Below are 25,853 nucleotides of genomic sequence, written 5' to 3'. Positions count from 1 at the left end.
GTGGGGCAGTATCGGCGCATGGCATCGCTCAACGTCGGAAGTCTCGGCGAGTACCTGCGCGAGCAGCGGCGCACCGCGCAGCTGTCGCTCCGTCAACTCGCCGATGCGGCCGGGGTGTCCAACCCGTATCTGAGCCAGATCGAGCGCGGGCTGCGCAAGCCGAGCGCGGAGGTGCTGCAGCAGGTCGCCAAGGCGCTGCGGATCTCCGCCGAGACGCTGTACGTACGCGCGGGCATTCTCGACGCGGAGCGGGAGCGGGACGAGGTGGAGACGCGTGCGGTGATCCTCGCCGACCCCTCCCTCAACGAACGCCAGAAGCAAGTCCTGTTGCAGATCTACGAGTCATTCAGGCATGAGAACGGGACCAGCGCCGGCGACGTGGCCGGCGGCGATGCCGAGCCCTCGAGCAAGTAAGTAGATGTGATCCGGGAGGACCACCGCCATGGCCATCAAGGACGACCTGCGCAAGACCTTCTCCGACCCGACCCCGCTCTACTTCGCCGCCGGTACGGCCGAGTTGGCGTACCAGCAGGCCAAGAAGGTGCCCGGCCTGGTCGAGCAGCTGCGTGCCGAGGCGCCGGCGCGTTTCGACGCCGTGCGCAACACCGACCCCAAGGAAGTGCAGGACAAGGCGACGACGCGGGCCAAGGAGGCCCAGGCGACCGTCAGCGCGAAGGTGACCGAGTTCGTCACCGCCTTCGACACCGACCTGAAGAAGTTCGGTGAGAGTGCCCAGGAGTTCGCCCTGCGCGGCGTCGGCCTCGCCGCCGAGGCCGCCGTCAAGGCGCGCGAGACGTACGAGAAGGTCGCCGAGCACGGCGAGGAGACCGTGAAGGCGTGGCGCGGCGAGGCCGCCGAGGAGATCAACGAGATCGCCGTGGCCGTCGAGCCGGACCCCGAGCCCCAGCCGGAGGCCGCGGCCGCCGACTCCGCCGAGGCGAAGGCCGCCGCGGCGAAGAAGCCCGCCGCCAAGAAGGCTCCGGTCAAGAAGACGACCACCGCCAAGAAGAGCACGGACCCGACGCCGCCCGTTAAGTAACCCGGTAGGTACGGGGTGCGTCACGAGCCGGGCGCGCAGCGCGTGCCCGGCTCGTTGTGCGGGTACGGTGGCCGCAAGCTCGTAGGACCGTTCGGAAGACGATTTTGGTGGTGGCGTTGTGTTGATGCAGGGGTTCGCCAATGTGATGTCGCTACTGAGCCTTGCGCTGACCGTCTTCAGCGGCTTCGCTCTCGTCGACGCCGCCATCCGCCGTGAGGACGCCTACCGCGCGGCGGACAAGAAGACCAAGCCGTTCTGGCTGATCATCCTCGGGCTCGCGTTCGCCGCGAACCTGCTGTTCCCGATCCTGTCGTTCCTGCCGATCATCGGGCTCGTCGCGACCATCGTGTACATGGTGGACGTGCGGCCCGCCGTCCGGCAGATCACCGGCGGCGGCGGCCGCAAGGGCCGCGGTTCCAGCAGCGACGGGCCGTACGGGCCGTACAACGGCGGGCGCTGACCGACCCCCTCCGGGGCCGTCAGCGGTCCAGGAGCAGTACCGCCACGTCGTCCGTCAGGTCGCCGCCGTTGAGGTCGCGGACCTCGTTCATGGCCGCTTCCAGGAGTTCCTCGCCGACCAGACCGTCGGCGCGTCTGCGCCGGATCAGCTCCACCATGCCCTCCTGGCCGAGCCGCTGGTTGCCCTCGCCGATCCGGCCCTCGATGAGTCCGTCCGTGTAGAGCATGAGGCTCCAGGACGCTCCCAACTCCACCTGCATACGCGGCCATCGGGCCTTCGGCAGCAGACCGAGTGCCGGGCCGCTGTTCTCGTACGGGAGCAGGGACGCCGGGCGCCCCGGGCTCGCGATCAGCGGGGACGGGTGGCCCGCCAGGCACAGGCCGGCGCGGCGGCCGTCCGGCGATATGTCCACCGTGCACAGCGTCGCGAAGATCTCGTCGCTCTCCCGCTCGTGCTCCAGGACCTGCTGGAGCGTCGAGAGCAGCTCGTCGCCGCACAGGCCCGCGAACGTCAACGCCCGCCAGGCGATGCGCAGTTCGACACCGAGCGCCGCCTCGTCGGGGCCATGCCCGCAGACGTCGCCGATCATCGCGTGGACCGTGCCGTCGGGTGTGCGCACCGTGTCGTAGAAGTCGCCGCCGAGCAGCGCGCGGGAGCGGCCGGGCCGGTAGCGCGCGGCGAACCGCAGGGGCGAGCCGTCCAGCAGCGGGGTCGGCAGCAGGCCGCGCTCCAGGCGGGCGTTCTCCTGCGCGCGCAGCCGGGACTCGGTGAGTTTGCGCTGCGCGATGTCGGCCCGCTTGCGCTCGACGGCGTAGCGGACGGCGCGGCCGAGCAGGCGCGCGTCGAGCTCGTCGCGGAACAGATAGTCCTGGGCGCCCACGCGGACCGCCTCGGCGGCGCGCTCGGCGTCGCCGGACGTGGTCAGGGCCAGCACGGCGTGCCGGGGCGCGAGGCGCAGCACGTGCCGCAGGGTCTCCAGCTCGTCGGCGCCGGTGTCGGACTTCGCGCCGGGCAGCGAGAGGTCGAGCAGGATGCAGTTGACGTCATGGGTGAGCAGCCGCTCGGCCTCGGTGAGGTTGCGGGCGGTGCGCACGCGGATCGGGCGGCCGGCCGCGTCGGGCATCTCCGGGATGGAGAGGGACCCGGCCGGGTCGTCCTCGATCACCAGGAGCGTCAGGGCGGTCGTGGGCGGGGACGCGGGCACGACGGGGCCCGGAGCCGGTGTGTCATCGGCGGTCTTCTGCAGGGGCAGCCCCGCCTGCGTGGTCGCTGTAGTCGGCGCAGCGTGAGCCTGACCACCTTCCACGGCGGGGATCGCTCTCTGCCGCGGTACGGGTACGGGCATCGCTCGGTTTCCTTCCCTCCCCCGAGGGCACGGTGGGACGAAGGTCGTCGCCACCAGACGGGGACCCTAGCGGTACCCGGCGCTTCAACGGAATGGTCAAGGGCGAACAGCCAGCGTCATATGCCGCAAGCGGTATGGGAATTGGGCAGGTCCCGGCGGTGGGCGGGCTTCGGGGGGATGACGAACATCACGCCGGGGCGCCGGAACCGCGAGGGGCCGAGTGCGGTGGGTCACGTGTCCCAGGTCACCGCCGCGCGAGCCGGTCGCACGGCTGTCGCGCGGCTGCCGCGCGCCCCTCGGACGCTCCGGCGGCGCTCTTACGCGTCGGGCCGCACCACTCCGAGTATCGCCATCGATCCGGCGCCCGCCACGGTCACGGTTCGCCCCGGACGGGGCGCGTGGATGATCGCCCCGTCCCCTATGTACATCCCGACGTGGCTGGCGTCGTCGAAGTAGATGATGAGGTCGCCGGGGCGCATGTCCTCGACGGCGATGTGCTTGAGCTGCTTCCACTGCTCCTGCGACGTCCGCGGGATCGGCGTGCCGGCCGCCGCCCACGCCTGCGAGGTCAGCCCCGAGCAGTCGAACGACTTCGGGCCCTCGGCGCCCCACACGTACGGCTTGCCCATCTGCGCGGTGGCGAACTGCACGGCCTCCTTGCCGGCCTTGGACGCCTTGCCGTCGATCTCCTTGAGGACACCCGAGGAGAGCCAGGCCGTCTGCGCCTTCTGCTGGGCCTCCTCCTCCAGCTTCTGGAGCCGCTCGCGCTCCTTCTTCTCGAGCTTGCCCTCCAGCGTCTGCGCTTCCTTGATCTGCTTTTCGACCTTCTTCTTCGCGGCGGCCTTCTTCTTGCGGCCCTCCTCCAGGTCCTTCCACTTGGCGGAGGCGTCCTCGGCGTATCCCGCGAGGTCCTTCTGCGTCCGCGCCAGCTCGGAGAGCAGGTTCCTCGTGGCCTGCTGGCCCTGGTACGCCCGGCCCGCGTTGTCGAGGAACTGCTGCGGGTCGCCGGAGAGCATGAACTGGGCCTCGCGCGGGATCCCGCCCGTGCGGTACTGCTCCCGGGCCGCCGCGCCCGCGCTGCTCTGGAGGCGGTCCAGCTTCTTCTGGCCCGCCGCGATCTTCTGGGCCAGCTTCACGATGGCGACGGACTGCTTGTCGGCCTTCTCCTCCGCCGCGTTGTACTCATCGGTGGCGACCGCCGCGTCGTGGTACAGCTTGTCGATCTTCTTGCGCACCGCCTCCAGCTCCGCGGTCTCCGGAGTGTCCGGTGCGGCGCTCGTGGGGGAGGCCGAGGGTGAGCCCGATGGGGACGGCGTGGGAGCCGGGGCCGCGAAGGCCGCTCCGGGCGCCGTCAGTACGGTCACGGCGCACACCAGCGCCACCGCAGCCATCGTCGTCGTGCTCCGCTTGCTCATCCGCCCCGCCCCACAGCCGAGTCACATCTGATTTACCGTCAGTAACATGCGCGCGCTCCGGGGATGGTGCCATGCGAACGCCGAATACGACAGACCCCGCACGGTCTGACGAACGGCGGGCGGTGATCGTTCCCCTCCCGCGGCAAGCAGTGGCCGTCCAGCCGGTGAACTACGCCCGCGGCGCCAAAGCGCCCCAGGTCACGGTCAGTTCACCCTGTCGCCACCTGGCGGGCCCGTCCACCACCGGCCAGTCCGCCGTGAGGGTCCGTGCCGTACGGATCCAGCGCTGCCGTGCCCCGTACGAGGCGTAGGGCGCGGCCGCCGCCCAGGCCCGGTCGAAGTCCCGCAGGAAGGCGTGCACCGGCTCGCCGGGGACGTTGCGGTGGATCAGCGCCTTGGGCAGCCGCTCGGCCAGGTCGGAGGGGGTGTGCAGGGAGCCGAGGCGGGTCGCGAACGTCACCGTGCGCGGCCCCCGCGGACCGAGCGCCACCCACACGTGCCGCCGGCCGATCTCGTCGCAGGTGCCCTCGACCAGGAGGCCGCCCGGCGCGAGCCGCCCGCACAGCCGCTCCCACACGTCGGCGACCTGCTCCTCGTCGTACTGGCGCAGCACGTTCGCGGCGCGGATCAGCACGGGGGGTACCGCCAGGGGCAGCTCGAAGCCGCCGTGCCGGAAGGTGAGCCCCTCCCTCTCGTACGGCTTCGCGGCCGTGACCCGCGCCGGGTCGATCTCGATGCCGACCACGCGCGCGCGGGGCGCGGTGTCACGCAATCGGGTGAGCAGCTCCACGGCGGTCCAGGGCGCCGCCCCGTAGCCGAGATCGACCGCCACCGGGTCGTCCGCGCGGCGCAGCGCGGCACCGTGCACGGCCGCGATCCAGCGGTCCATGCGGCGCAGGCGATTGGGGTTGGTGGTACCCCGCGTCACTGTTCCCAGGGGGCGGGACGGGGTACGCGGGCTCATGGCCACGAGGGTATGCGCTGCACCGGGAGGGACTGTGGTTGAGGCCCGAACGGTAATGATTCGGCAAACTGGAATGGAGGAGGGTGCTCCGGCGTTGCCGTTCTTGGAGCGGGGTGCCTGCCCGCTCCGAGCCGTGCCCGCTGTACCGCTTGAACGCCCCACCTAGGAGGGCCCGCCACGTGAGCCAGTACGTGACCAGGTTCCGCCGTTCCGGGGCTCCGCCCGCCCGGCTGAGGTTCTCCGGCGGCGCCCGGCGCCCCCGCCGGATCGCCATGCTCAGCGTGCACACCTCCCCGCTGCACCAGCCCGGTACGGGCGACGCGGGCGGCATGAACGTCTACATCGTGGAGCTGGCCAAGCGCCTCGCCGCGATCAACATAGACGTCGAGATCTTCACCCGCGCCACCACCGGCGGCCTGCCCCCCGAGGTCGAGCTCGCCCCCGGCGTCCTGGTCCGCCACGTGGACGCGGGACCCTACGAAGGCCTCGCCAAGGAGGAGCTGCCGGCTCAGCTGTGCGCCTTCACCCATGGCGTGATGCAGGCCTGGGCGGGCCACCGCCCCGGCTACTACGACCTCGTGCACTCGCACTACTGGCTCTCCGGGCACGTCGGCTGGCTGGCCGCCGAGCGCTGGGGCGTGCCCCTCGTGCACGCCATGCACACCATGGCCAAGGTGAAGAACGCGTCGCTGGCCGAGGGCGACACCCCGGAGCCCGCCGCCCGCGTCATCGGCGAGACCCAGATCGTGCGCGCCGCCGACCGGCTCATCGCGAACACCTCCGAAGAGGCCGACGAACTGGTCCGCCACTACGAGGCCGACCCCGGCAAGGTGGCCGTCGTCCACCCCGGCGTGAACCTGGAGCGGTTCCGCCCCGCCGACGGCCGTGCCGCGGCCCGCGCCCGCCTCGGCCTGCCGCAGGACGCCCTCGTCCCCCTCTTCGCCGGTCGCATCCAGCCGCTCAAGGCCCCCGACATCCTGCTCAGGGCGGTCGCCGTACTGCTCGACGAGCGGCCCGGGCTGCGCTCGCGGATCGTCGTGCCCGTGGTCGGCGGCCCCAGCGGCAGTGGCCTCGCCAAGCCCGCCGCCCTGCAGAAGCTCGCCGCCCGGCTCGGCATCGCGGACGTCGTCCGCTTCCACCCGCCGGTCGGCCAGGACCAGCTCGCGGACTGGTTCCGCGCCGCGTCCGTCCTGGTGATGCCGTCCTACAGCGAGTCCTTCGGCCTCGTCGCCATAGAGGCGCAGGCCGCGGGGACCCCCGTCCTCGCCGCATCCGTGGGCGGTCTCCCCGTAGCCGTACGGCACGACGAGACCGGCTTCCTTGTCGACGGTCACGAACCTGCCCACTACGCGCGCGTGCTGCGGGAGTTCGCCGACCATCCCCGTCTTGTGGACAGCATGGGCGGCGCGGCCGCCCGGCACGCGCAGTCCTTCGGCTGGGACACGGCCGCCTCGGCGACGGCCGACGTATACACCGCGGCCATGCAGGAACACCGCCGTCACGTACCCTCGCACCATGGCTGACCACCCCACGCCCGCGGAGACCGTAGAGGCGACCCTCAAGGACGCCGAGCTGGTGTGGGAGTGCCCGCAGCCCGGCTCGTACGTGGTCACGCTGCCCGGCACCCGCAAGCTCTCCACGACGCTCTCGCTGCGCCTGGGGCAGCACAGCCTGTCCCTGAACGCCTTCGTGATCCGCCACCCGGACGAGAACGAGGGCGGGGTCCACCGCTGGCTCCTGGAGCGCAATCTGCGCCTGTACGGCGTGAGTTACGCGGTCGACCCGCTCGGCGACATCTACCTCACCGGCAAACTGCCGCTCGCCGCCGTCACGCCCGACGAACTGGACCGGCTGCTCGGGTCGGTCCTGGAGGCGGCCGACGGCGCGTTCAACACGCTCCTGGAGCTCGGTTTCGCGAGCGCGATCCGCAAGGAGCACGAGTGGCGGGTCGCGCGCGGCGAATCCACGCGCAACCTGGACGCGTTCACGCATCTGATCGAGCGCCCTTCCAAGTAACCCTCAGGCAGTCCTCAGGTCTGTCCTCAGGCAGCCGTTAAGCAGGCGTCCCTTTCTGCCAGTTGGCGGCTGCGCGACCCCTTCCGCGCCTGCGGTCTCCGTGGCATGCTCGCGCCCGGCACTCACGTGAACGTCGTTCACATACTTGTACGTCGGTGAAGGGTGGCAGCGATGGCATCGGTGCGGGATCTCAGTAGACGTGGCGTGTTGGGCGGGGCGATCGCGGTGGCGGCCGCCGCCGCGACGGGGGCGGGAGCGCCGGCGGCGAGCGCCACCGGCGCCCGGACCAGGGGCCAAGTGCCGGGCATCTGGCGCGAGTTCACCAAAGCCCCCTTCACCCACCCGCAGATCCCCTACATCGGCCGCGCCGGATACCGCACGGGCCGCCCCCGTTCCGACCGCCCGGGGCGGGTCTTCCGGCCCGAGTCCTACGGCGCGGTCGCCGACGGCACGACCGACAGCGCCCCCGCGATCAACCGTGCCCTCGCCGCTGCCGGAAGGGCCGGCGGGGGCACGGTGCTCCTGCGCCCTGGCACGTACCGCGTCGACGACCTGATCCACATCGGCTACGACGACGTGGTCCTCAAGGGCGCGGGCAGCGACCGCACCAAGCTGTACGCCACCAAGAACCTCACCGAACTCATCGGCGTCTACGGCTCCCGCTACGGCGGCGACAAGTCGTCCTGGTCCTGGGCGGGCGGCCTGATCTGGCTCTGCCCCGAGGACCGGTTCCGAACGCTCACCGACGCGATCAGGGCGAAGGCCTGGCCCTTCGAGGGCTGGACCGGCAACAAACGCGACGAGTGGCAGACCCTGACCACGGTCGAACCGGCCGAGCGCGGCTCCTGGTCCGTCCAGGTCGGGGACGCCGCCGGACTCCGCAAGGGCGACCTGGTCCTGCTGCGCCTCGCCGACGACGCCGATCACACGCTCCTGGAGCACATGGCGGGCGGCGGCCCGGGCCCCGAGGCCTACTACTGGGACGACAAGACCAAGCTGACCTCGTACGTGCCCTACGAATGGCCGGTGCGCATCGCCTCGGTGAAGCGCGGCCGGGTCACCTTCGAGCGCCCGCTGCCCCTCGACGTACGCCCGGAATGGGACCCGCGGATCGTCACCCACGTCACCGCGCTGACCGGCGCCGGAGTCGAGGGCCTGACCCTCGAAGCCGTCGAGACCCCGCAGTTCCAGCACCTGCTCGACAAGGGCTACAACGGCGTCGCGCTGCAGTGCGCGTACGACTGCTGGGTCGACGACGTCACGGTGTGGAACGTCGACAACGGCTTCGGGTTCGTCGCCGCCTCGGCCTCGACCCTGCGCCGCACCAGGGTCGGCGGGCGCGGCGCGCACCACCCCTACTTCTGCCGCGAGGGCTCCCACGACAACCTGGTCGAGGACTTCGCGATCGAGCAGCGCACGGTCGCCGCGCCCGCGGGCACACAGCTGCACGGCATCAACGTGGAGGGGCTCTCCTCGTACAACGTGTGGTCGCGCGGCCGCATGGAGATGGGCACCTTCGACTCGCACCGCGGCATGCCGTTCGCGAACGTCCGCACGGACATCACCGTGAACAACAACGGGCAGCACGGCGGCGACGCCTCCGCGGGGCCCCTGTTCGGCGCGCGCTTCACCCACTGGAACATCAGGGTGACCAATGAGCGGGCGGGGCTGATGAAGATCGACGGGCTCGCACCGTGGAGCGCGACGGTCGGGGTCAACACGGTCCGCGAGTTCGGCCAGACGGACGTGCCGGACTTCACGGGGCCCCTCAACTCCCGCCTGGAGCTGTACGGGACGACGGACGCGGTCCGCCCGGCGAACTTGTACGAGGCCCAACGCGCCCTGCGCTGAGCCCTATCCGAGCGCGACCATCCGCACGACGGTCACGGTGAGCACGGTCCCCGAGACGTAGTAGAGGACGATCGCCCCGCCGATCGTCGCCTCGCGCCGGTCGCGCTCACCGGACACCGAGCTGGAGCCGTGCCCGTACGGGTCGTGCCCGACGGTGCGGGTCATCTCGGCGCGGAACGACTCGCCGTCGGTCATCTTGGCCAGGGTGTCGTCGGCGGGCGGGGCGTACGCGATACGGCAGGCACTGCGCCTGCGGCGACGGCTCAAGCCGGGCCCCGCCTCTCCGCCTCGTCCCGGGCGAGCCGGGCGAGGATCGCGTCGGCCTCCGGGTCGGGCACGGCCTCCAGCATCCAGTGCCGCATGACGGCGTGGATCTCACCGACCCCGGCCGCGTTGATCGCCTTGTCGAACTCCGTGCGGCGCCGCAGCGGGAGCGCCGCACGGATCGCGGGAATGCTGTTGGGCACATCGACTTCGACGCCGCCCACCAGCGTCCTGGGCGCCTCGTCGGTCCTGAAGACTTCGGACATGTACGGTCCCGTACCCGCCGTGAAGCCCCGCCAAGCGGGGACAGGGCCATTACCCGGAACGTTCAGAAAGCCCGCAGGTAGACGCGTGCCCGACCGGCCTTCAACGGCTCCAACGTCTCCGGATCGGCAAGCCCGAGATGTTCGAAGAGGTGGTCCCGTACGTGCATGTATGCGGCAGCATCGGCGGCGCCCGCCTCCTTCCCAGTGCCAGTCATGCCACTCGGCTCACGGTGTCGGTGGTCGCGCCGTCGGCGGACGCGGCGACGGAGACCGGTGCGGGCGCCGCCGGACGGCGTCCCGGCAAGCCGCGCATCAGCAGCCAGTACCCGGCCGCCGCCACCGTGCCGAGTACCGCGCACCCCGCCCACAGCCACCCCGCGCCCGCGGAGTCCAGCACCCAACCGCCGGCCAGCGGGGCGACCAGCGCCGCCGCGGACCAGGAGGTCGTGTAGACGCCCTGGTAGCGGCCGCGGCCCTCGGCGGGGGCGAGGCGGGCGACGAGGCCGGACTGGGTCGGCGCGTTGACCATCTCGCCGAGCGTCCACACGGCGACCGTCAGCGCGTACGTGGCGAGGGACCCGGCGAACGCGGTGAGAGCGAATCCGTAGCCGATGAGGAGTGAGGAGAAGGTCAACAGGCGGCCGGGGTCCCGGCGTTCGATGAAGCGGGTCAGCGGAATCTGCAGAGCGACGATGATGGCGCCGTTGACGGAGGCGACGATCCCCACGTCCGCGCTGGTGAGCCCGTTCTCGCCCATGACGATCGGCAGCCCGACCGAGCTCTGCGTGAAGACGACGGCGACGAGGAAGGACAGCCCGACCATGAGCATGAAACGCCGGTCGCGCAGCACGGTCCCCATGGTGACCGGCGCCGACGGCGCGGCGCCGGCGACGGGCGCGGTCCGCTCGGGCCGCGACTCCTTCACCTTCACGAAGACGACGCAGGCGCAGGCGAACGTCATACCGGCCTCGACGAGGAAGCCGACGGTGTAGCTCTGGGCGACGAGGAAACCGGCGTACACGGACGAGACCGCGAACCCCAGATTGATGGCCCAGTAGTTGAGCGAGAAGGCCCGCACCCGGTCCGCGGGGCGCACGATGTCGGCCATCATCGCCTGGACCGCGGGCCGCGACGCGTTCGAGGCGAGCCCGAGCGCGAAGCCGGTGACGGCGATCCACACCGGGTCGCGTACGAAGGCGAGGACGGCGACGGTCGCGGAGGTGGCGAGCTGCGCGCCGAGCAGCGTCGGCCGGCGCCCGAACCGGTCGGCGAGCACCCCGCCGAGCATCGAGGCGATCACCCCGCCGCACCCGATGAGCGAGGCCACGAGACCGGCGTACGACGCCGAGAAGTCGCGCTGCGCCGTCAGGTACAACGCGAGGAACGTGAGGACGAACGCGCCGAGCCGGTTCACCAGAGTGCTGGTCCACAGCCACCAGAACTCGCGGGGGAGCCCGGCGACCGACTCCTTGGCGGCACGTCTGAGCGCGGCGACTGACATGGGTGCATCCCCCGGGAACGGTGTAAGCGGCGACGATGGTTTGCGTAACTTACGGCCCGGGTAGGAATGTGTGCCAACGAATTGACGGGGACCGTCAATCGGCACGGATCATGCGGGCCGATTAGTCTTGGCCCATGGCCGACGCACCGTACAAGCTGATCCTCCTCCGCCACGGCGAGAGCGAATGGAACGCGAAGAACCTGTTCACCGGTTGGGTGGACGTCAACCTGAACGAGAAGGGCGAGAAGGAGGCGATCCGCGGCGGTGAGCTGCTGAAGGACGCCGGCCTGCTCCCCGACGTGGTCCACACCTCGCTCCAGAAGCGCGCGATCCGCACGGCGCAGCTCGCCCTGGAGTCCGCCGACCGCCTCTGGATCCCCGTCCACCGTTCCTGGCGCCTGAACGAGCGTCACTACGGCGCCCTCCAGGGCAAGGACAAGGCGCAGACCCTCGCGGAGTTCGGCGAGGAGCAGTTCATGCTGTGGCGCCGCTCCTACGACACCCCGCCGCCGCCGCTCGACCGCGACGCCGAGTACTCCCAGTTCTCCGACCCGCGCTACGCGACGCTCCCGCCGGAGCTGCGCCCGCAGACGGAGTGCCTGAAGGACGTCGTCGTCCGCATGCTCCCGTACTGGTTCGATGGCATCGTCCCCGACCTGCTCACGGGCAAGACGGTCCTGGTAGCGGCCCACGGCAACTCGCTCCGCGCCCTCGTCAAGCACCTCGACGGCATCTCCGACGCCGACATCGCGGGCCTGAACATCCCGACGGGCATCCCGCTGTCCTACGAGCTCGACGCCGACTTCAAGCCGGTGAAGCCGGGCGGCACATACCTGGACCCGGACGCGGCCGCGGCGGCCATCGAGGCGGTCAAGAACCAGGGCAAGAAGAAGTAGCAGCCCTCTGTGGTCATGCCTCCCACCTGCGCATACGGCGCGGATGGGAGGCATTTTCGCGCTCTGGAACTTTCCTGGAACCTCAGCCCTCTGGGTCCTGCGGCCGGAGGGCTCGCTCGAGAGTCTGCCGCGCTCGCTCCTGGCTGCTCGGCATGAGGTGGGCGTACACCTTGAGCGTCAGGCCCGGATCGGAGTGCCCGAGGTACTCAGCGAGGGCCTACCGCTCGGCCGCCGGAGCGGTCGACAACGCTGCGGGGCAATACACCTTGCGGCTAGTTGAGCGGGGCCGGCTCCGGGGTGCCGTAGAAGGTGATGGCGGGCCAGCCCCGCGACGCGAGGAACTCGTTCAGCGCGCCCGCGATGTCGAGGGGCTCGATGGTCTCGACGGCGGGGTTGCCTCTCTCGAAGGTCATCCGGAACTCGATGCGCACGTAGCCGTCGGGCTCGCTGTAGTCGGGGTTGGTGTTGGCGATCTGGGAGCTGCCGTCGAAGTAGGTGTCCCGCTTGAACGTGACCGCCGCCGTCTCGTCCGTCGCCGCGGTGTCCGTCGCCGCGGTGTCCTGCGCCGCGGTGTCCTGCGCCGCGGTGGCCGGAGCCGAGGCCCCGACGACCGCACCCGCCGCGGCCGTTCCCGAGTAACCCAACAGTGCTCGCCTGGACATGCTGGACATGCTGCCCCCTGAACGTCTGAACCACCTGAAACACGACTGTGCGATCGTAAGTTCGTTCTTGAGGTGAAGGAGACAGAACAGGATCGTCCGTATGTAAAGACGACGTCGCCCCCCCCGGCCAGGTACCCATGTTTCTGATCCCACAGTGAGACGGACCGCCGCCGCCATCGCCCCGCGTGAAGCAAGGCGATACCCAAGCCGGCGGAACCTCCGGCCCAAGAGGCCGCGCGGCACCTCAGGTCGGGAACCTCTGTGGAGCCTCCGGCGACTACCGGCAACGACCAACAACCCCCTGACCTGCGCCTTGGCGTGCGCGTCGGGGGTATTTTCATGACGCGGGGCGTAAACCCTCCGCCCCCGTCCGCCCCGCCCAGTACGGTCTCGGGCGGATGCGTACCGCGGGGAGTTCGCAAGCATCGCGCGCGGTCGTTCCGGAAGTGTTCACGCTCCACGCTGAGAGTAGGTCTCGTTCATGGCATGTCGTATCAGTGAACTCGTGCTCGGTTGCCGCGAACCCGAGGTGCTGGCGCGGTTCTGGTGCGAGGTCCTGGACTTCGTCGTGCTCGATCGCGAGGGCGACGAGATGTTCGAGATCGGGCCGCGCGAAGGGTTCGGCGGCGCGCAGGCGACGATCATCCTCAGCCGCAGGGACGAGCCGGAGCCGGGGAAGACCCGGCTGCACATCGACGTCAACCCCACCGACCGCGACCAGGACGCCGAGCTCGAACGCCTCCTGAAGCTCGGGGCGCGCCCGGCCGACATCGGCCAGACCGGCGAGGAGCAGTGGCACGTGCTCGCGGACCCCGAGGGCAATGAGTTCTGCCTGCTCAAGGCCCGTCTCAACCCGCTCTGACGGCCTCCGGGCAGCGTGAACTTCAGTCGAAGCGTGCCCGAAGCGTAGCTGTACCTGCGCCGACGATCAGCTCATCGGCGCAGGTCAGATGAGGTGCGGAAGGCCTGCGCGGGCGTATTCGCGGCCCGCAACCAAGCACATCCGCGGGGAGTCACTTGTGATCGGAACCGGGACCGGTCCCAGGAAGCACATACTCCCCACGGAGGTAGCGCAATGCCCTCTCACCTCATCAGCCGCCGGATGTTACGAACCGCCTCGGCGCTGACCCTGGCGCTCGGCGCTGGGCTCGCCGCCCCGGCCGTCCTCGCAGGGCCGGTCGCCGCCGCGACTCCTTCGGCCACCGCCGCGCTCGACTCCAGCGGCCACTTCGCCGTGTACACCGCCGCCCCCGGCCAGGCCAACCAGGCGGCCGTCACCGCCTCCAAGGCCCCCGGCTCCGCGGACATCACCTACGTGCTCGACGATGTCGCCCCGATCGACGCCGGGGACGGCTGCACGTACCCCGACAGCGAGGACCGCACGAAGGTCACCTGCACGGTCACCACCCTGGAGAGCCAGGACCCGTACGCCACGCTGGAGTTGCACCTCGGCGACGGCAACGACGTCGTCACCTACGACAACGCCACCGACCAGACCTACAACTTCGCCTCGATCGACCTGGGTGAGGGCGCCGACAAGCTGACCGACACCGGCGGCGTCGACGGCAACAGCGTGCGCGGCGGCGCCGGCGACGACACCATCACGGTGGGTGCCGCCGCGGTGGTGCTGGCCGACGACGGCGCCGACACGGTGCACGCCACCGGCGGCGGGGCCGTCATCCAGGGCGGGACCGGCGCCGACACGATCGACGCCGACGGCGACTCCAGCTCGGTCGCGGGCGGCGCGGGCAACGACGTGATCCACGGCGGCGCCGGCGACCAGAACCTCTCCGGCGACGACGGCAACGACCGTATATACGGCGGAACCGGGAACGATTTCCTGTACGGCGGCAAGGGCGACGACGTCCTCTACGGGAACAGCGGCGACGACACCCTGTTCGGCAACAGCGGCAACGACACCTTGTACGGCGGCCCCGGCCAGGACACGCTCTCCGGCGGCCCGGGAACGAACGTCGTCCATCAGGACTGACATCAGGACTGATATCAGGGCTGTCACCGGGAGCGACGCAAAAACTGACGCAAAAACCGGCGCCAGGACTGACTGACACCAGGACTGACACCAGGACTGACGCAGGCATTCCGCCATCACGTCAGCCGACGTGCCGCGCGATCTCCCGCGCACACTGAAGCGCCTCGGTCCGCGTCGAGTCGACGACGACGTCGTACGTGATGCCCTCGTGCACCAACTCCGCCTGCGACGCCGCCATCCCGGTGACCCGGTCGCCCCGGGCCACCTCCCGGCCCGCGGCGACCGCGGCGTCGCAGCGCACCCCGACCCAGAGCACGTCGAGGCCCCGCAGGGCCGTGCGCCAGCGGTCCTGCGAGCCCGCGCCGCCCAGGAACACCTCGTCCACGACGACCCGCGCCCCGGCAGCCGCCATCGCCGCGACACCCGCGATCCAGGCTTCCTCCGCCGCGCGGAAGGCAGCGCCGACGGTCACCGAACCGTCGGCTCCGAAGGCGATGACCTCGTCGGACTTCGGGAGGGCTTCGACGAGCGTGTCGGTGCCGAGCGCGAGCCAGGTGCCGGGGAGCAGGGACTGCAGGCAGCGGGCGATGCCCGACTTGCCGGAGCTGGAGCCGCCGTTGAGGACGATCACGTGGGTCACGGTCGCACCGTAGACCCGCGCCGGGGCACGGGCCGGCGAGTTACCGCGCGCGCATGCGCCGTTGATGCGCCCACCTCGCTGGGCATGCAATGGGGGAGGTACTCCAGCGCGGAGACCACCGAGGAGGGAACCATGGCTGCCGAGTCCCCCAGGCCCCACCGGACACCCGAACCGCCCGCTGTCTCCAGCCGAGTGACCCACCCCGCACCCCAGTTGGTACTGCTCGGGGCCTGCGGGTGCGGCTCGGGCTGCGGCTGCGGCTGCCAGTCGGGCGCACCGTGCCAGTGCGGCGGCTGCACCGGCTGACCCGCCCGCGGACACCGCAGGGCCCCGCACCTGTCACGGGTGCGGGGCCCTGACGCACGTACGGGCGGAGAACCGTCAGGGGGTCTCCACGGACGTGACCGACGCCGCCGCCGACGCCGCCGACGACTGCGTGTCATCCACGTGCTCACCCGTCACCAGGTAGATCACCCGCTTCGCGACCGACACGGCATGGTCGGCGAACCGCTCGTAGTAGCGGCCCAGCAGCGTCACGTCCACCGCCGTCTCGATCCCGTGCTTCCACTTCTCGTCCATCAGGTGCTGGAAGAGCGTGCGGTGCAGCAGGTCCATCTCGTCGTCGTCCTGCTCCAGCTGCATCGCCAGATCGACGTCCTTGGTGATGATGACCTCGGCGGCCTTCGCCATCAGCCGCTGCGCCAGCTGCCCCATCTCCAGGATGGTGGCGTGCAGGTCGTGCGGCACGGCCCGCTCGGGGAACCGCAGCCGCGCCAGCTTGGCGACGTGCTGCGCCAGGTCCCCGCTGCGCTCCAGGTCGGCGCTCATCCGCAGCGAGGTGACCACGATCCGCAGATCGGTCGCCACCGGCTGCTGCCGCGCGAGCAGGGCTATGGCCCGCGCCTCCAGGTCGTGCTGCAGATCGTCGACCTTCTGATCGGCGGCGATCACGCTCTCGGCGAGCTTCAGGTCGGCGTCGAGCATGGCCGTGGTGGCGCGCCCGATAGCCGACCCGACAAGACGGGCCATCTCGACCAGGCCCTCGCCGATCGAGTCAAGTTCCTCGTGGTACGCGTCACGCATACGAACGTTCCCTCTCTGTCACTGAGGCTCTCTCCGTGTGACCGGGTCGGCCCCACGCTCCCACGTTCGCCCCCGTACGCGTCCGGATCCGGCATCCCAAGTGAACCAACTCCGTATCCAAGGTGAACTCTGGGCGACGAGTGTTCGAGCTACCACCCGGACGGCTGTGGAGTACCGGCTCGTGCCGCATAACCTGATGACATGGACGTGAACGCGGCGGTCGCCGCAGCGGCAGCGATCGCCGGAGTGTGTACCGGTGTCATCGCCATGCTGGCGTTTCGCTGGAGCGAACGCGACCAGAAACGCCCCACCCGCACCTCTCTGCACACGGACCCGGTCCTTCCGCCCGGCGTCGACACGGTCCTGTCGGTCCTGCGCTCCTCCGCCGTCGTCCTCGACGAGGGCGACACCGTGGTCAAGGCCAGCTCGGCGGCGTACGCCCTCGGCCTCGTCCGCGGCGGGAAGCTCGCCGTCGAACCCATGCTGCAGATGGCCCGCGACACCCGGCGCGACGGCGAGATACGGCAGGTCGAGCTGGACCTGCCCCGGCGCGGCACCGGCCGCGGCGACGCCCTCGCGGTCTCCGCCCGCGTCGCCCCGCTCGGCTCCCGCCTGGTGCTCCTCCTGGTCGAGGACCTGACCGAGGCCCGGCGCATCGAGGCCGTACGCCGCGACTTCGTCGCCAACGTGAGCCACGAGCTGAAAACCCCGGTGGGCGCCCTGTCGCTGCTGTCCGAGGCCGTGATGGACGCCTCCGACGACCCCGAGGCCGTCGAGCGGTTCGCGGGCCGGATGCAGATCGAGGCGACCCGCCTGACCAGCCTCGTACAGGAACTCATCGACCTGTCCCGGGTGCAGAACGACGACCCGCTGGAGGACGCCGAGCCGGTCCGCGTCGACGAACTCGTCGCCGAGGCCATCGACCGCTGCCGCCAGCCCGCCGCCACCAAACAGATCACCATGGCCGCCGGCGGCACCGCCGACCTGCAGATCTGGGGCAACCGAGGCCAGCTCGCCGCCGCCCTCGGCAACCTGGTCGAGAACGCGGTCAACTACTCGCCGGCCCGCACCCGCGTCGGGATAGCCGCGCGCCGGGTGGCCGCGCCGGGCGGCGACCTCATAGAGGTGGCCGTCACCGACCAGGGCATCGGCATCTCCGAGAAGGACAAGGAGCGCGTCTTCGAGCGCTTCTACCGCGTCGACCCGGCCCGCTCCCGGGCCACCGGCGGCACCGGCCTCGGCCTCGCCATCGTCAAGCACGTGGCCGCCTCGCACGGCGGGGAGGTCACCGTGTGGAGCTCCGAGGGACAGGGCTCCACCTTCACGCTGCGGCTGCCCGAGGCCGCCGCGCCCCGCGTCCCGCGAAAGACCCCCCAAGCCTCAGGCCCCGGAGACGTACGCGACGAAGACGACGCACACGGGCCCGACCGCTCCACCGCATACGAATCCATCCCTGCCGCCCCGGAGGTCCTTCCGTGACCCGAGTGCTCGTCGTAGAGGACGAGGAGTCCTTCTCCGACGCCCTGTCCTACATGCTCCGCAAGGAGGGCTTCGAGGTCGCCATCGCGGCTACCGGGCCCGACGGCCTGGACGAGTTCGAGCGCAACGGCGCCGACCTCGTGCTGCTCGACCTGATGCTGCCGGGCCTGCCCGGCACCGAGGTCTGCCGTCAGCTGCGCGGCCGTTCGAACGTCCCGGTCATCATGGTGACCGCCAAGGACAGCGAGATCGACAAGGTCGTGGGCCTGGAAATAGGAGCCGACGACTATGTCACCAAGCCCTTCTCCTCGCGCGAGCTGGTCGCCCGCATCCGGGCCGTCCTGCGCCGCCGCGGGGAGCCCGAGGAGGTCGCCCCGCAGGCTCTGGAGGCGGGCCCGGTCCGCATGGACGTGGACCGGCACGTCGTCACGGTCTCCGGCTCCAAGGTCGACCTGCCCCTCAAGGAGTTCGACCTCCTCGAAATGCTGCTGCGCAACGCGGGCCGCGTCCTGACCCGTATGCAGCTCATCGACCGGGTCTGGGGCGCGGACTACGTCGGCGACACCAAGACCCTGGACGTCCACGTGAAGCGCCTGCGCGCCAAGATCGAGCCGGACCCGGGGGCGCCGCGCTACCTGGTGACCGTGCGCGGCCTGGGCTACAAGTTCGAGCCGTAGGCCGACACCGGGCAGAGGTGAAACGTGAAACGCCTGAGGGCGGAACCCGTGCGGGGTCCGCCCTCAGGCGTTGTCACGCGTTCTCACACGTACGGCTCAGTGGCCCGCGGCGCTGTTCGTCGCGCTCGCAGTGGCGTCCGCGTTCGGCGAGGAGGTGTCGGAGGCCGAGTTCGTGGGGGAGACGGAGTTCGACGAGCCCGCGTTCGGCGACGAGGTCGTCGAGGCGCTCGGCGTCGCCGGGGCCTTGCTCGGGCCCCACTTCGAGAAGTAGCTCTCGGCGGGCACCACGAAGGCCTTCAGCTTCACGGCACCGGTCTTGCTGAACGTGAACGTGATCGGCTGCGCGTTCCCGTCGAGGACCGCGGTGCGGCTGTTGGGCAGCTCGGCGGAGGCGTTGTCCTTGCCGCCGAGGACGACCGACCCGCCGGCCGGAACCTTGATGGTCGAGCCGCCCTTGGCGTCCGTCAGCTTCGCGGTCTTGTCGACGCCGTCGACCGTGATCGAGTCGAGGGTCTGCTCCGTCGTGCCGTTGTTGAAGAGCGTCGCCGTGACCACGGCCGGGCCCTTGGACGTGCGGTCCGGCTGCGTGATGACGGTGGCGTTCTGGACCTTGATGTCGCCGACCGAGGCCTCGGCGTTGTCCGGCTTGACCTGGAGTGTCTGGGCGTCGTTGCCGGCACCGCACGCAGCGAGCGAGGCGATCGAGAACGCGATGGCGGCGGCGGCGAGGGCGCCGCGTCGAAGGCTGCTGCTCACGGCGGCGGCATCTCCTTGAACGTGGGCGGAGCGACGGCATCCACAGGTTGTAAAGCCGTCCTAAGGGACTGTCAGCGGCCTTAGGCTACCGAGCCGTTCCCACGTCACCGCACCCGACCCGCCCCTAGGGCCCTTCCGATGGTTCTCCGCCGGATCTCCGCGGCGCCCGGACTCCCCTCGTCGGCGTCCCGGGCAGCTCGTGCTTCCCACACACCCCACCGTCACCATTGGCCCCTCGTTCACCATTCGCATAAGCGCCGTCCACCCGTCCGTGCGGATATCCGGTAAGGAATGCATGGCGGTCCGGAAAAACGATCTTCCGACGGCGGGAATCCCGATGGTTTGTCGGTGATCAATTCCGGATTCGTCTCGAACGGGCCTCCGCGTCCCCGAACGGAGTAGCGGAAGTTCAGCGCTTCGAACTACGCAAAACGGGACGTTCATCCCCTTGCGGGCCTGTTCAGGCGCCTGTGACGCGAGTGTTTCGGGCCTGCCGGAGAGCCGCTCCGACCTGCGAATACCGTGCTCCGCTACCCCTCCGCAGCACGTTCCTGTTGTTGTTGTCAAGCCCCGAGATATGCCCTGACCTGCGAAAACGCCATTCAGAACCCGCCGTTTCCGTGTTACCCTGGATAGCCACGGAAGGGGTACCTGTCACATGACGTTCAAGGTTGGCGACACCGTGGTCTATCCCCATCACGGGGCCGCGCTGATCGAGGCTATCGAAACTCGCCAGATCAAAGGCGTGGACAAGACCTACTTGGTGCTGAAGGTCGCCCAGGGCGATCTGACGGTGCGTGTGCCAGCGGACAATGCGGAGTTCGTCGGCGTACGTGATGTGGTCGGTCAGGACGGGCTCGACCGGGTCTTCGAGGTACTGCGCGCGCCGTACGCCGAGGAGCCCACGAACTGGTCGCGTCGTTACAAGGCAAACCTGGAGAAGCTGGCCTCCGGCGATGTCATCAAGGTCGCGGAAGTTGTGCGTGACCTGTGGCGTCGGGAGCGCGAGCGCGGACTGTCCGCGGGTGAGAAGCGCATGCTCGCCAAGGCTCGCCAGATCCTGGTGAGCGAGCTCGCTCTCGCGGAGAACACGAACGAGGACAAGGCCGAGGCCCTGCTCGACGAGGTTCTCGCGTCCTGATACGCGCTGCTGCCGCGTAGGAACAATGCCGTGGTGCCCGCTGACGCTTCTGGTGTCGCCGGGCGCTGCGGCATGTTCGTACCCGCACGCGTTCCCGCACACATTCTCCCTGTGGGGACACGCCCGTACTTGGGTGTGCCGGGCCCGGAACGCTGGCTCGACCAGTGTCACGGAAGGGTCCGGTCAAGAAGTCGCGCCCGACACGTTGTGGCCATACCCACCACCCCCGAGCGCACAAACCTGAACGGAACCGATGTCTGACGAAACGCGTCCCGTTGCTGGTGGCGCCCGTACCGCAGCCGTGATTCCGGCCGCCGGACGGGGCGTACGCCTCGGTCCGGGCGCCCCGAAAGCGCTCCGGGCGCTGGGCGGCACCCCGATGCTGATCCACGCCGTCCGGGCCATGGCGGCGTCCCGCTCCGTCTCCCTCGTCGTGGTCGTCGCACCGCCGGACGGCGCCGCCGAGGTCAAGTCGCTGCTCGCCGATCACGCCCTCCCCGAGCGCACCGACTTCCTGGTCGTGCCCGGCGGCGAGTCGCGCCAGGAGTCCGTGAAGCTCGGCCTCGACGCGCTGCCGGCCGGTATCGACATCGTGCTCGTGCACGACGCGGCCCGGCCCCTCGTCCCGGTCGACACCGTCGACGCGGTCATCGAGGCCGTACGCGACGGAGCGCCGGCCGTCGTACCGGCGCTGCCGCTCGCCGACACCGTGAAGGAAGTCGTCCCGTCGGCCGACGGCTCGCCCGAGCCGGTCGTCGCGACCCCCCTGCGGGCCCGGCTGCGCGCCGTCCAGACGCCCCAGGGTTTCGAGCACGCCACGCTCGTACGCGCCCACGAGGCCGTCACCGACGAGGTCACCGACGACGCGGGCATGGTCGAGAAGCTGGGCCTGCAGGTCGTGCTCGTGCCCGGACACGAAGAGGCCTTCAAGGTGACCCGGCCGCTGGACCTGGTGCTCGCCGAGGCCGTACTCGCCCGCAGGAGGGCCAACGATGGGTTCTGAGCAGCACGCTCTTGCGCACATGGTGCTGCCGCGGGTCGGCATCGGGACCGATGTCCACGCCTTCGAAGAGGGCCGGGAGCTGTGGTGCGCCGGGCTGAAGTGGGAGGGCCAGGGGACCGGGCTCGCCGGGCACTCCGACGCCGATGTCGTCGCGCACGCCGCCTGCAACGCCCTGTTCTCCGCCGCCGGGCTCGGTGACCTCGGGCAGCACTTCGGCACCGGGCGGCCCGAGTGGTCCGGCGCCAGTGGCCTGACGCTGCTCGCGGAGGCCGCGCGCATCGTGCGCGAGGCGGGCTTCACCATCGGGAACGTCGCCGTGCAGGTCGTCGGCGCCCGGCCCAAGATCGGCAAGCGGCGCGACGAGGCGCAGAAGGTGCTGTCGGAGGCGGCCGGGGCGCCGGTTTCCGTGTCCGGCGCCACCACGGACGGGCTCGGCTTCCCCGGGCGCGACGAGGGCCTGATGGCCGTCGCGACCGCGCTCGTGGTGCGGACCCCGCCGCCCTCCGCGCCGACAGCCGGCTCCTGACCGGGGACGATCGACTGGGCGGGGGCTTACTGCACATCAGTTGCAGTTAGCATGGTCGGGCAGGTGTCCGGTCGTGGTGAAGGCAGTGTCAGGCAATGGGTGAGTACGCAATCCGCGCGGCCGGTGTCGGCGACGTGGACGGGGCCCGCGCCGTCATGCTGGACACCGTGTACCGCGATCTGAGGTCCGGGTACGTGCCGCGCTGGCACGCCGACATCATCGACCCGGCCGCCGCCTACCTGCGCCCCGAGCGGTGCACCCTGCTCGTCGCCGAGCACGTGGCGAGCGGGGAGATCGTCGCCACCGGTGCCGTCCGCGACCGCGGGCCCGCCGCACCGCCCAACCCGCGGTGGGTCGCCGACCGCTTCCCGTCCGGCACCACCGCCCAGCTCTGCCGCGTCTACGTACGCCCCGAACACCGCAGGCACGGCCTCGCCCGCGCCCTCGTGCGCGAGCTGACCGGCTTCGTGGCGACGGCCGGCGGCTACGAGGCGCTCTACCTGCACACCGACCCGGCCGTGCCCGGCGCCGAACCGTTCTGGCGCTCCCTCGCGCACGAGGTCTGCGACGAACGCGCGCTGCCCGGCGGCGGACAGGGCATCGTCCACTTCGAACTGCCGCTGCCCGCACCGGTTCCCGCAGCCGTGCCCGTCGCCTGATGCGCCGCCGCGGCTTCCTGCTGGCGGCGGCCGGGACCGGGCTCACGAGCGCCTGCGGCTCGTTCACCGGCACCGCGGGCGGCGGCCGGATCGCCGTCGACCTCGCCTTCGCCCCCACCCAGGGCCTGTCCCCGTACGGCGACGACGGGCTGCTGCTCAGCCGCCTCGCCGTCGTCGACGGGCTCACGCGCATGGACACCGCCGGCGTCATCCATCCGGCGCTGGCCGCGAAGTGGACCCGTACGAACGCGACCACCTGGGAGTTCACGCTGCGGGACGCGCGGTTCCAGGACGGCGCCCGGGTCACCGCGCAGGCCGTCGTGGGCGCGCTGCGGGCGGCCGGGCGGGCCAAGGTGAAGCCGCGCGTGCTCAGCGACGTGACACTGACGGCCGCCGCCGCGGGGGAGCGGACCGTGCGGATCACGACCGGCGCCGCCGACCCGCTGCTGCCCGCCCGTCTCGCGAACCCCTCCCTCGCCGTCTTCTCCCCGGCCGCGTACGGCAAGGACGGCGCCGTCGACCCCGTCGGGACCGCCACCGGCCCGTTCACGCTGACGAAGCTGAACGGGGCCGTGTCCGCGACGCTCGACCGGTTCGACGGGCACTGGCGCGGAAGAGCGGCCGCGCACGGCGTCGACGTGACGTTCGTCGCCGACAACAACGCCCGCGCCAACGCGCTGCGCTCGGGCCAGATCGAACTCGCCGAGTTCGTCCCCGCCGCGCAGGCACTCATCCTCGGCGGCCGGGCCCGCAAGGTCGCCAGCGTGCGCACCACCACCCTGTACCTGAACACCCGGACCGGACCGCTCGCCGACCCCGGACTGCGCGCCGCCGTACGCGAAAGCGCCGACACCTCCGCGCTGGCGAAGAGCGTCTACGAGGGGTACGCCGAGCGCGCCACCGGCCTCCTCGGCCCCGGATTCGCCTGGGCCGACGGGAAACAGCTCCCGGTCACCGGCCGCGCGAAGGCCGCGACACCGCGCGGACAGCACCTCACCCTCGCCACGTACACCAACCGCGCCGAGCTGCCCGAAGTGGCCGCCGCCCTCCAACAGCAGCTGGAACGCGCCGGGTTCACGGTCCGGCTCGTCATCAAGGACTACGCACGCCTGGAGACCGGGGCACTCGACGGAGAGTACGACGCGTTCCTGATGTCGCGCTCCACCGCCCTCGACACCGGCGACCCCGTCTCCTACCTCGCCTCCGACTTCACCAGCGGCGGCAGCTTCAACATCTCCCAACTGCACGACTCCGCCGTGGACGCCGCTGTCCGCGAGGCCGCCGGGCTCGACGGCACCGCGCGCCGGCCCGCCGTACTCGCCGCCGAGGCCGCGATCCTGCGCACCGACGCGGCCGTGCCGGTCGTCCACGAAGAACACCTCCAAGGCGTCGGCGCGGCAGTGCGCGGCGTCGTCCTCGACCCCTACGAGCGGCAGTTCGTCGCACTGGAGACACGCGCCCGATGAAGAACGCGAGCGTCGCCGCGGGCCGGGTGGCCGCGGCCGCCGCGCTGCTGGCCCTCACCGCGCTGCTGCCCTGGCTGACCCGCACCGACCCCGCGCTGACCGTGCTGCACGCCCGCTACGGCGACGCCCCCACGACCCCGGAACAGCTCTCCGACGTACGCGACCAACTCGGCCTGGGCGAAGGCCCGTTCACGTTCCTCGGACAGTGGGCGCGCGGCCTGCTCCACGGCGACCTCGGCACCTCCTGGGTGACCGGCGCCGACGTCGGCGCGGACGTCTCCGCCGCCTTCGGGGTCTCCGTGTCGCTGATGGCGTACGCCATGGTGGTCGCCGTCCTCGTCGCCGTCGCCCTGTGCCTGCCGACCCTGCGGCGCGGCGCCACCCGGCCGCCCGGCGGGGTGGGCGCGGGCATCCTCGCCGCACTCCCCGAGTTCCTCCTCGCCTCCGTCCTCGCGACGCTCTTCGCCGTCCGCCTCGGCTGGTTCCCCGCACAGGGCTGGCAGTCACCCGCCTCCGCCGTGCTGCCGGCCCTCGCCCTCGGCATCCCCGCAGGCGCCGTCCTCGGGCGGCTCGGCCAGGACGCGCTGCCCGCCGCGTTCGCCGAACCCTGGGTACGGACCTGGCGGGCGAGCGGCCTGCCCCGCGCCCGCATCGCCCGGCACGCGGCCCGCCGCGCCCTGCCCGCCGTGCTGCCCCAGGCCGGCCTCACCGTGGTCGGCCTGACCGGCGCCGCGGCCGCCGTCGAAGCGGTCTTCGCCATCCCCGGACTCGGCGGCACCGCCGTAGCCGCCGCCCTCGACCTGGACCTGCCGCTCCTCCAGGGCTGTCTGCTCGTCCTGCTCGCGCTCGGGGTGGCAGCGGCCGTCGCCGTCGGCCTGCTGCGCCGACGGCTGCTCGGCCCCGCCCTGAAAGCGGGCGCGCTCCCGGGCCTGGCCCGGACCCCCGGCGGCGGACCCGCACGGCACTACGCGGCCGGGGCCCTGGCCGCCGCACTCCTCGCCGTGATCATCTGGGGGCTCACCCGCGACCCCCTCCAGGTCGACCTCGCCGCCCGCCTCGCCCCGCCCTCCGCCGCGCATCCCTTCGGCACCGACGCGCTCGGCCGGGACGTGCTCGCCCGGCTCGGCCACGGCGCCCTGCGCACCCTGGCCGTGGCGGCGGCGGTGTGCGCGGCGTGCCTCGTCGCCGGAGTCGCCCTGGGCCTGGCCCGCTGGACCGCCGGCTTCTCCGAGGTCGCCAACGCCCTGCCCGCGATCCTCGCCGGGCTCCTCGTCACCGGCCTCTTCGGCGCGGGCACGGCCGGCGCGGCCGTCGCCGTCGCCGCGGTCGGCTGGGCGCCGCTCGCCGCCCACACCGCCGCCCTCGCCGAGACGGAACGGGCCTCAGGACACGTGGAAGCAGCCCTCGTCCACGGCGCCGGACGCCGGCACATCCTGCGCCACCACGTCCTGACCGGCGTACTCCCGCCGGTCACCCGGCACGCGGTGCTCCGCCTCGCCCCCACCACCCTGGCCCTCGCCTCCCTGAGCTTCCTCGGCCTCGGCACCCAGCCCCCCACCCCCGAATGGGGCCGCCTCCTCATGGAGAACCTCCCCTACGCCGAACGCGCCCCCTGGTCGGTACTGGCGCCCGCGGCCGCGCTGGCCTGCGTCGGCGCACTCGCCGTCCTCGCCGCCTCGGGCCGCCGCCGATGAACAGCCTGTGGACGCGCCACGGAAATGCTGCGCCGCCCCACTCCGTTCCCGCAGGATCGG

28 protein-coding genes and 1 pseudogene are annotated in these 25,853 nt (G+C 71.5%); 17 read left to right on the top strand and 12 right to left on the bottom strand.

The annotated features are described in order from the left end of the window. Positions 1-18: 18 nt before the first annotated feature. The 3 genes from AB0J02_RS09285 (at position 19) to AB0J02_RS09275 (ending at position 1,499) form a co-directional block, all read left to right on the top strand. Positions 19-414 carry a helix-turn-helix transcriptional regulator gene (locus tag AB0J02_RS09285; protein ID WP_363192957.1) on the top strand — a complete coding sequence of 132 codons (396 nt, stop codon included), beginning with the start codon at positions 19-21 and terminating at the stop codon, positions 412-414. 28 nt (positions 415-442) lie between these two features. Continuing rightward, complete coding sequence (locus AB0J02_RS09280; protein WP_363192956.1) at positions 443-1,039, top strand: hypothetical protein; 597 nt, start codon at positions 443-445, stop codon at positions 1,037-1,039. 124 nt (positions 1,040-1,163) lie between these two features. Further along, the gene (locus AB0J02_RS09275) at positions 1,164-1,499 is read left to right on the top strand and encodes a DUF2516 family protein (protein ID WP_363192955.1); all 336 of its coding nucleotides are present in this window, start codon (positions 1,164-1,166) and stop codon (positions 1,497-1,499) included. A 19-nt stretch (positions 1,500-1,518) separates the two neighbouring features. Here AB0J02_RS09275 and AB0J02_RS09270 read toward each other — a convergent pair whose 3' ends face one another. The 3 genes from AB0J02_RS09270 to AB0J02_RS09260 all read right to left on the bottom strand — a co-directional run bounded on the left by AB0J02_RS09270 (position 1,519) and on the right by AB0J02_RS09260 (position 5,223). After that, positions 1,519-2,844, bottom strand: coding sequence for a SpoIIE family protein phosphatase (locus AB0J02_RS09270; RefSeq protein ID WP_363192954.1), 1,326 nt, complete (start codon positions 2,842-2,844; stop codon positions 1,519-1,521). Between the two features lie 317 nt (positions 2,845-3,161). Further along, complete coding sequence (locus tag AB0J02_RS09265) at positions 3,162-4,259, bottom strand: NlpC/P60 family protein (protein ID WP_363192953.1); 1,098 nt, start codon at positions 4,257-4,259, stop codon at positions 3,162-3,164. 169 nt (positions 4,260-4,428) lie between these two features. Then, positions 4,429-5,223, bottom strand: a complete 795-nt coding sequence (locus AB0J02_RS09260) for a class I SAM-dependent methyltransferase (protein WP_363192952.1) — start codon at positions 5,221-5,223, stop codon at positions 4,429-4,431. A gap of 179 nt (positions 5,224-5,402) precedes the next feature. Between AB0J02_RS09260 and mshA the strand changes: the two genes are divergently transcribed. From mshA to AB0J02_RS09245, 3 genes are all read left to right on the top strand, one after another. Beyond that, a complete protein-coding gene (gene mshA, locus AB0J02_RS09255; RefSeq protein WP_363192951.1) occupies positions 5,403-6,746 on the top strand; it encodes a D-inositol-3-phosphate glycosyltransferase in 1,344 nt (447 codons plus the stop codon). Next, positions 6,739-7,239 (top strand): YbjN domain-containing protein, encoded by a 501-nt coding sequence (locus AB0J02_RS09250; protein ID WP_363192950.1) that lies wholly within the window; start codon positions 6,739-6,741, stop codon positions 7,237-7,239. Before mshA ends, AB0J02_RS09250 begins: the two co-directional genes overlap by 8 nt. Positions 7,240-7,410: 171 nt before the next feature. Further along, positions 7,411-9,090, top strand: coding sequence for a glycosyl hydrolase family 28-related protein (locus AB0J02_RS09245; protein ID WP_363192949.1), 1,680 nt, complete (start codon positions 7,411-7,413; stop codon positions 9,088-9,090). 3 nt (positions 9,091-9,093) lie between these two features. Here AB0J02_RS09245 and AB0J02_RS09240 read toward each other — a convergent pair whose 3' ends face one another. From AB0J02_RS09240 to AB0J02_RS09225, 4 genes are all read right to left on the bottom strand, one after another. Continuing rightward, a complete protein-coding gene (locus AB0J02_RS09240) occupies positions 9,094-9,285 on the bottom strand; it encodes a hypothetical protein (protein WP_363193048.1) in 192 nt (63 codons plus the stop codon). A 68-nt stretch (positions 9,286-9,353) separates the two neighbouring features. Continuing rightward, entirely contained in the window at positions 9,354-9,620 is a 267-nt protein-coding gene (locus AB0J02_RS09235; protein ID WP_363192948.1) for a hypothetical protein, read from the bottom strand. Positions 9,621-9,682: 62 nt separating this feature from the next. Further along, positions 9,683-9,835: a hypothetical protein gene (locus tag AB0J02_RS09230; RefSeq protein ID WP_363192947.1), complete on the bottom strand. Its 153-nt coding sequence runs from the start codon at positions 9,833-9,835 to the stop codon at positions 9,683-9,685. Next, positions 9,832-11,121, bottom strand: coding sequence for an MFS transporter (locus tag AB0J02_RS09225; RefSeq protein WP_363192946.1), 1,290 nt, complete (start codon positions 11,119-11,121; stop codon positions 9,832-9,834). The genes AB0J02_RS09230 and AB0J02_RS09225 overlap by 4 nt, the downstream gene beginning before the upstream one ends. 134 nt (positions 11,122-11,255) lie before the next feature. Between AB0J02_RS09225 and AB0J02_RS09220 the strand changes: the two genes are divergently transcribed. After that, positions 11,256-12,017 (top strand): phosphoglyceromutase, encoded by a 762-nt coding sequence (locus tag AB0J02_RS09220; RefSeq protein ID WP_363192945.1) that lies wholly within the window; start codon positions 11,256-11,258, stop codon positions 12,015-12,017. Between the two features lie 82 nt (positions 12,018-12,099). On the opposite strand, the pseudogene AB0J02_RS09215 reads toward AB0J02_RS09220, so the two are convergent. Both AB0J02_RS09215 and AB0J02_RS09210 read right to left on the bottom strand, forming a co-directional pair. Continuing rightward, positions 12,100-12,234, bottom strand: a pseudogene (locus AB0J02_RS09215) (site-specific integrase); the annotation flags it as partial. Between the two features lie 55 nt (positions 12,235-12,289). Next, the gene (locus AB0J02_RS09210; protein WP_363192944.1) at positions 12,290-12,679 is read right to left on the bottom strand and encodes a hypothetical protein; all 390 of its coding nucleotides are present in this window, start codon (positions 12,677-12,679) and stop codon (positions 12,290-12,292) included. 481 nt (positions 12,680-13,160) lie between these two features. On the opposite strand from AB0J02_RS09210, the gene AB0J02_RS09205 reads away from it, so the two are divergent. Both AB0J02_RS09205 and AB0J02_RS09200 read left to right on the top strand, forming a co-directional pair. After that, on the top strand, positions 13,161-13,541 hold the full coding sequence (locus AB0J02_RS09205; protein ID WP_363192943.1) for a VOC family protein: 381 nt from the start codon (positions 13,161-13,163) through the stop codon (positions 13,539-13,541). 213 nt (positions 13,542-13,754) lie between these two features. Continuing rightward, a complete protein-coding gene (locus tag AB0J02_RS09200; protein ID WP_363192942.1) occupies positions 13,755-14,669 on the top strand; it encodes a calcium-binding protein in 915 nt (304 codons plus the stop codon). Positions 14,670-14,790: 121 nt separating this feature from the next. On the opposite strand, the gene cpt is transcribed toward AB0J02_RS09200, so the two are convergent. Together cpt and phoU are read right to left on the bottom strand one after the other, a co-directional pair. Beyond that, positions 14,791-15,309 carry a chloramphenicol phosphotransferase CPT gene (gene cpt / locus AB0J02_RS09195; protein WP_363192941.1) on the bottom strand — a complete coding sequence of 173 codons (519 nt, stop codon included), beginning with the start codon at positions 15,307-15,309 and terminating at the stop codon, positions 14,791-14,793. A 381-nt stretch (positions 15,310-15,690) separates the two neighbouring features. Beyond that, entirely contained in the window at positions 15,691-16,392 is a 702-nt protein-coding gene (gene phoU, locus AB0J02_RS09190; protein ID WP_363192940.1) for a phosphate signaling complex protein PhoU, read from the bottom strand. A gap of 201 nt (positions 16,393-16,593) precedes the next feature. Between phoU and AB0J02_RS09185 the strand changes: the two genes are divergently transcribed. Beyond that, positions 16,594-17,871 carry an ATP-binding protein gene (locus tag AB0J02_RS09185; protein WP_363192939.1) on the top strand — a complete coding sequence of 426 codons (1,278 nt, stop codon included), beginning with the start codon at positions 16,594-16,596 and terminating at the stop codon, positions 17,869-17,871. Continuing rightward, a complete protein-coding gene (locus AB0J02_RS09180) occupies positions 17,868-18,548 on the top strand; it encodes a response regulator transcription factor (protein WP_018527980.1) in 681 nt (226 codons plus the stop codon). The genes AB0J02_RS09185 and AB0J02_RS09180 overlap by 4 nt, the downstream gene beginning before the upstream one ends. 96 nt (positions 18,549-18,644) lie before the next feature. Here the strand turns inward: AB0J02_RS09180 and AB0J02_RS09175 are convergent, their stop codons facing one another. Then, the gene (locus AB0J02_RS09175; RefSeq protein WP_363192938.1) at positions 18,645-19,304 is read right to left on the bottom strand and encodes a DUF461 domain-containing protein; all 660 of its coding nucleotides are present in this window, start codon (positions 19,302-19,304) and stop codon (positions 18,645-18,647) included. A 658-nt stretch (positions 19,305-19,962) separates the two neighbouring features. Between AB0J02_RS09175 and AB0J02_RS09170 the strand changes: the two genes are divergently transcribed. From AB0J02_RS09170 to AB0J02_RS09145, 6 genes are all read left to right on the top strand, one after another. Beyond that, positions 19,963-20,445, top strand: a complete 483-nt coding sequence (locus tag AB0J02_RS09170) for a CarD family transcriptional regulator (protein WP_003953493.1) — start codon at positions 19,963-19,965, stop codon at positions 20,443-20,445. Positions 20,446-20,698: 253 nt separating this feature from the next. Beyond that, the gene (gene ispD / locus AB0J02_RS09165; protein WP_363192937.1) at positions 20,699-21,448 is read left to right on the top strand and encodes a 2-C-methyl-D-erythritol 4-phosphate cytidylyltransferase; all 750 of its coding nucleotides are present in this window, start codon (positions 20,699-20,701) and stop codon (positions 21,446-21,448) included. After that, complete coding sequence (gene ispF / locus AB0J02_RS09160; RefSeq protein ID WP_363192936.1) at positions 21,438-21,974, top strand: 2-C-methyl-D-erythritol 2,4-cyclodiphosphate synthase; 537 nt, start codon at positions 21,438-21,440, stop codon at positions 21,972-21,974. The genes ispD and ispF overlap by 11 nt, the downstream gene beginning before the upstream one ends. 95 nt (positions 21,975-22,069) lie before the next feature. Beyond that, on the top strand, positions 22,070-22,633 hold the full coding sequence (locus AB0J02_RS09155; RefSeq protein ID WP_363192935.1) for a GNAT family N-acetyltransferase: 564 nt from the start codon (positions 22,070-22,072) through the stop codon (positions 22,631-22,633). Beyond that, the gene (locus AB0J02_RS09150) at positions 22,633-24,099 is read left to right on the top strand and encodes an ABC transporter substrate-binding protein (RefSeq protein WP_363192934.1); all 1,467 of its coding nucleotides are present in this window, start codon (positions 22,633-22,635) and stop codon (positions 24,097-24,099) included. Before AB0J02_RS09155 ends, AB0J02_RS09150 begins: the two co-directional genes overlap by 1 nt. After that, positions 24,096-25,793: an ABC transporter permease subunit gene (locus tag AB0J02_RS09145; protein WP_363192933.1), complete on the top strand. Its 1,698-nt coding sequence runs from the start codon at positions 24,096-24,098 to the stop codon at positions 25,791-25,793. The genes AB0J02_RS09150 and AB0J02_RS09145 overlap by 4 nt, the downstream gene beginning before the upstream one ends. Positions 25,794-25,853: the final 60 nt, after the last annotated feature.

Source organism: Streptomyces sp. NPDC050264 (genome assembly GCF_040655895.1).
In the GTDB taxonomy this organism is placed as follows: domain Bacteria; phylum Actinomycetota; class Actinomycetes; order Streptomycetales; family Streptomycetaceae; genus Streptomyces.
This window is presented reverse-complemented; position numbering and strand designations above follow the sequence as displayed.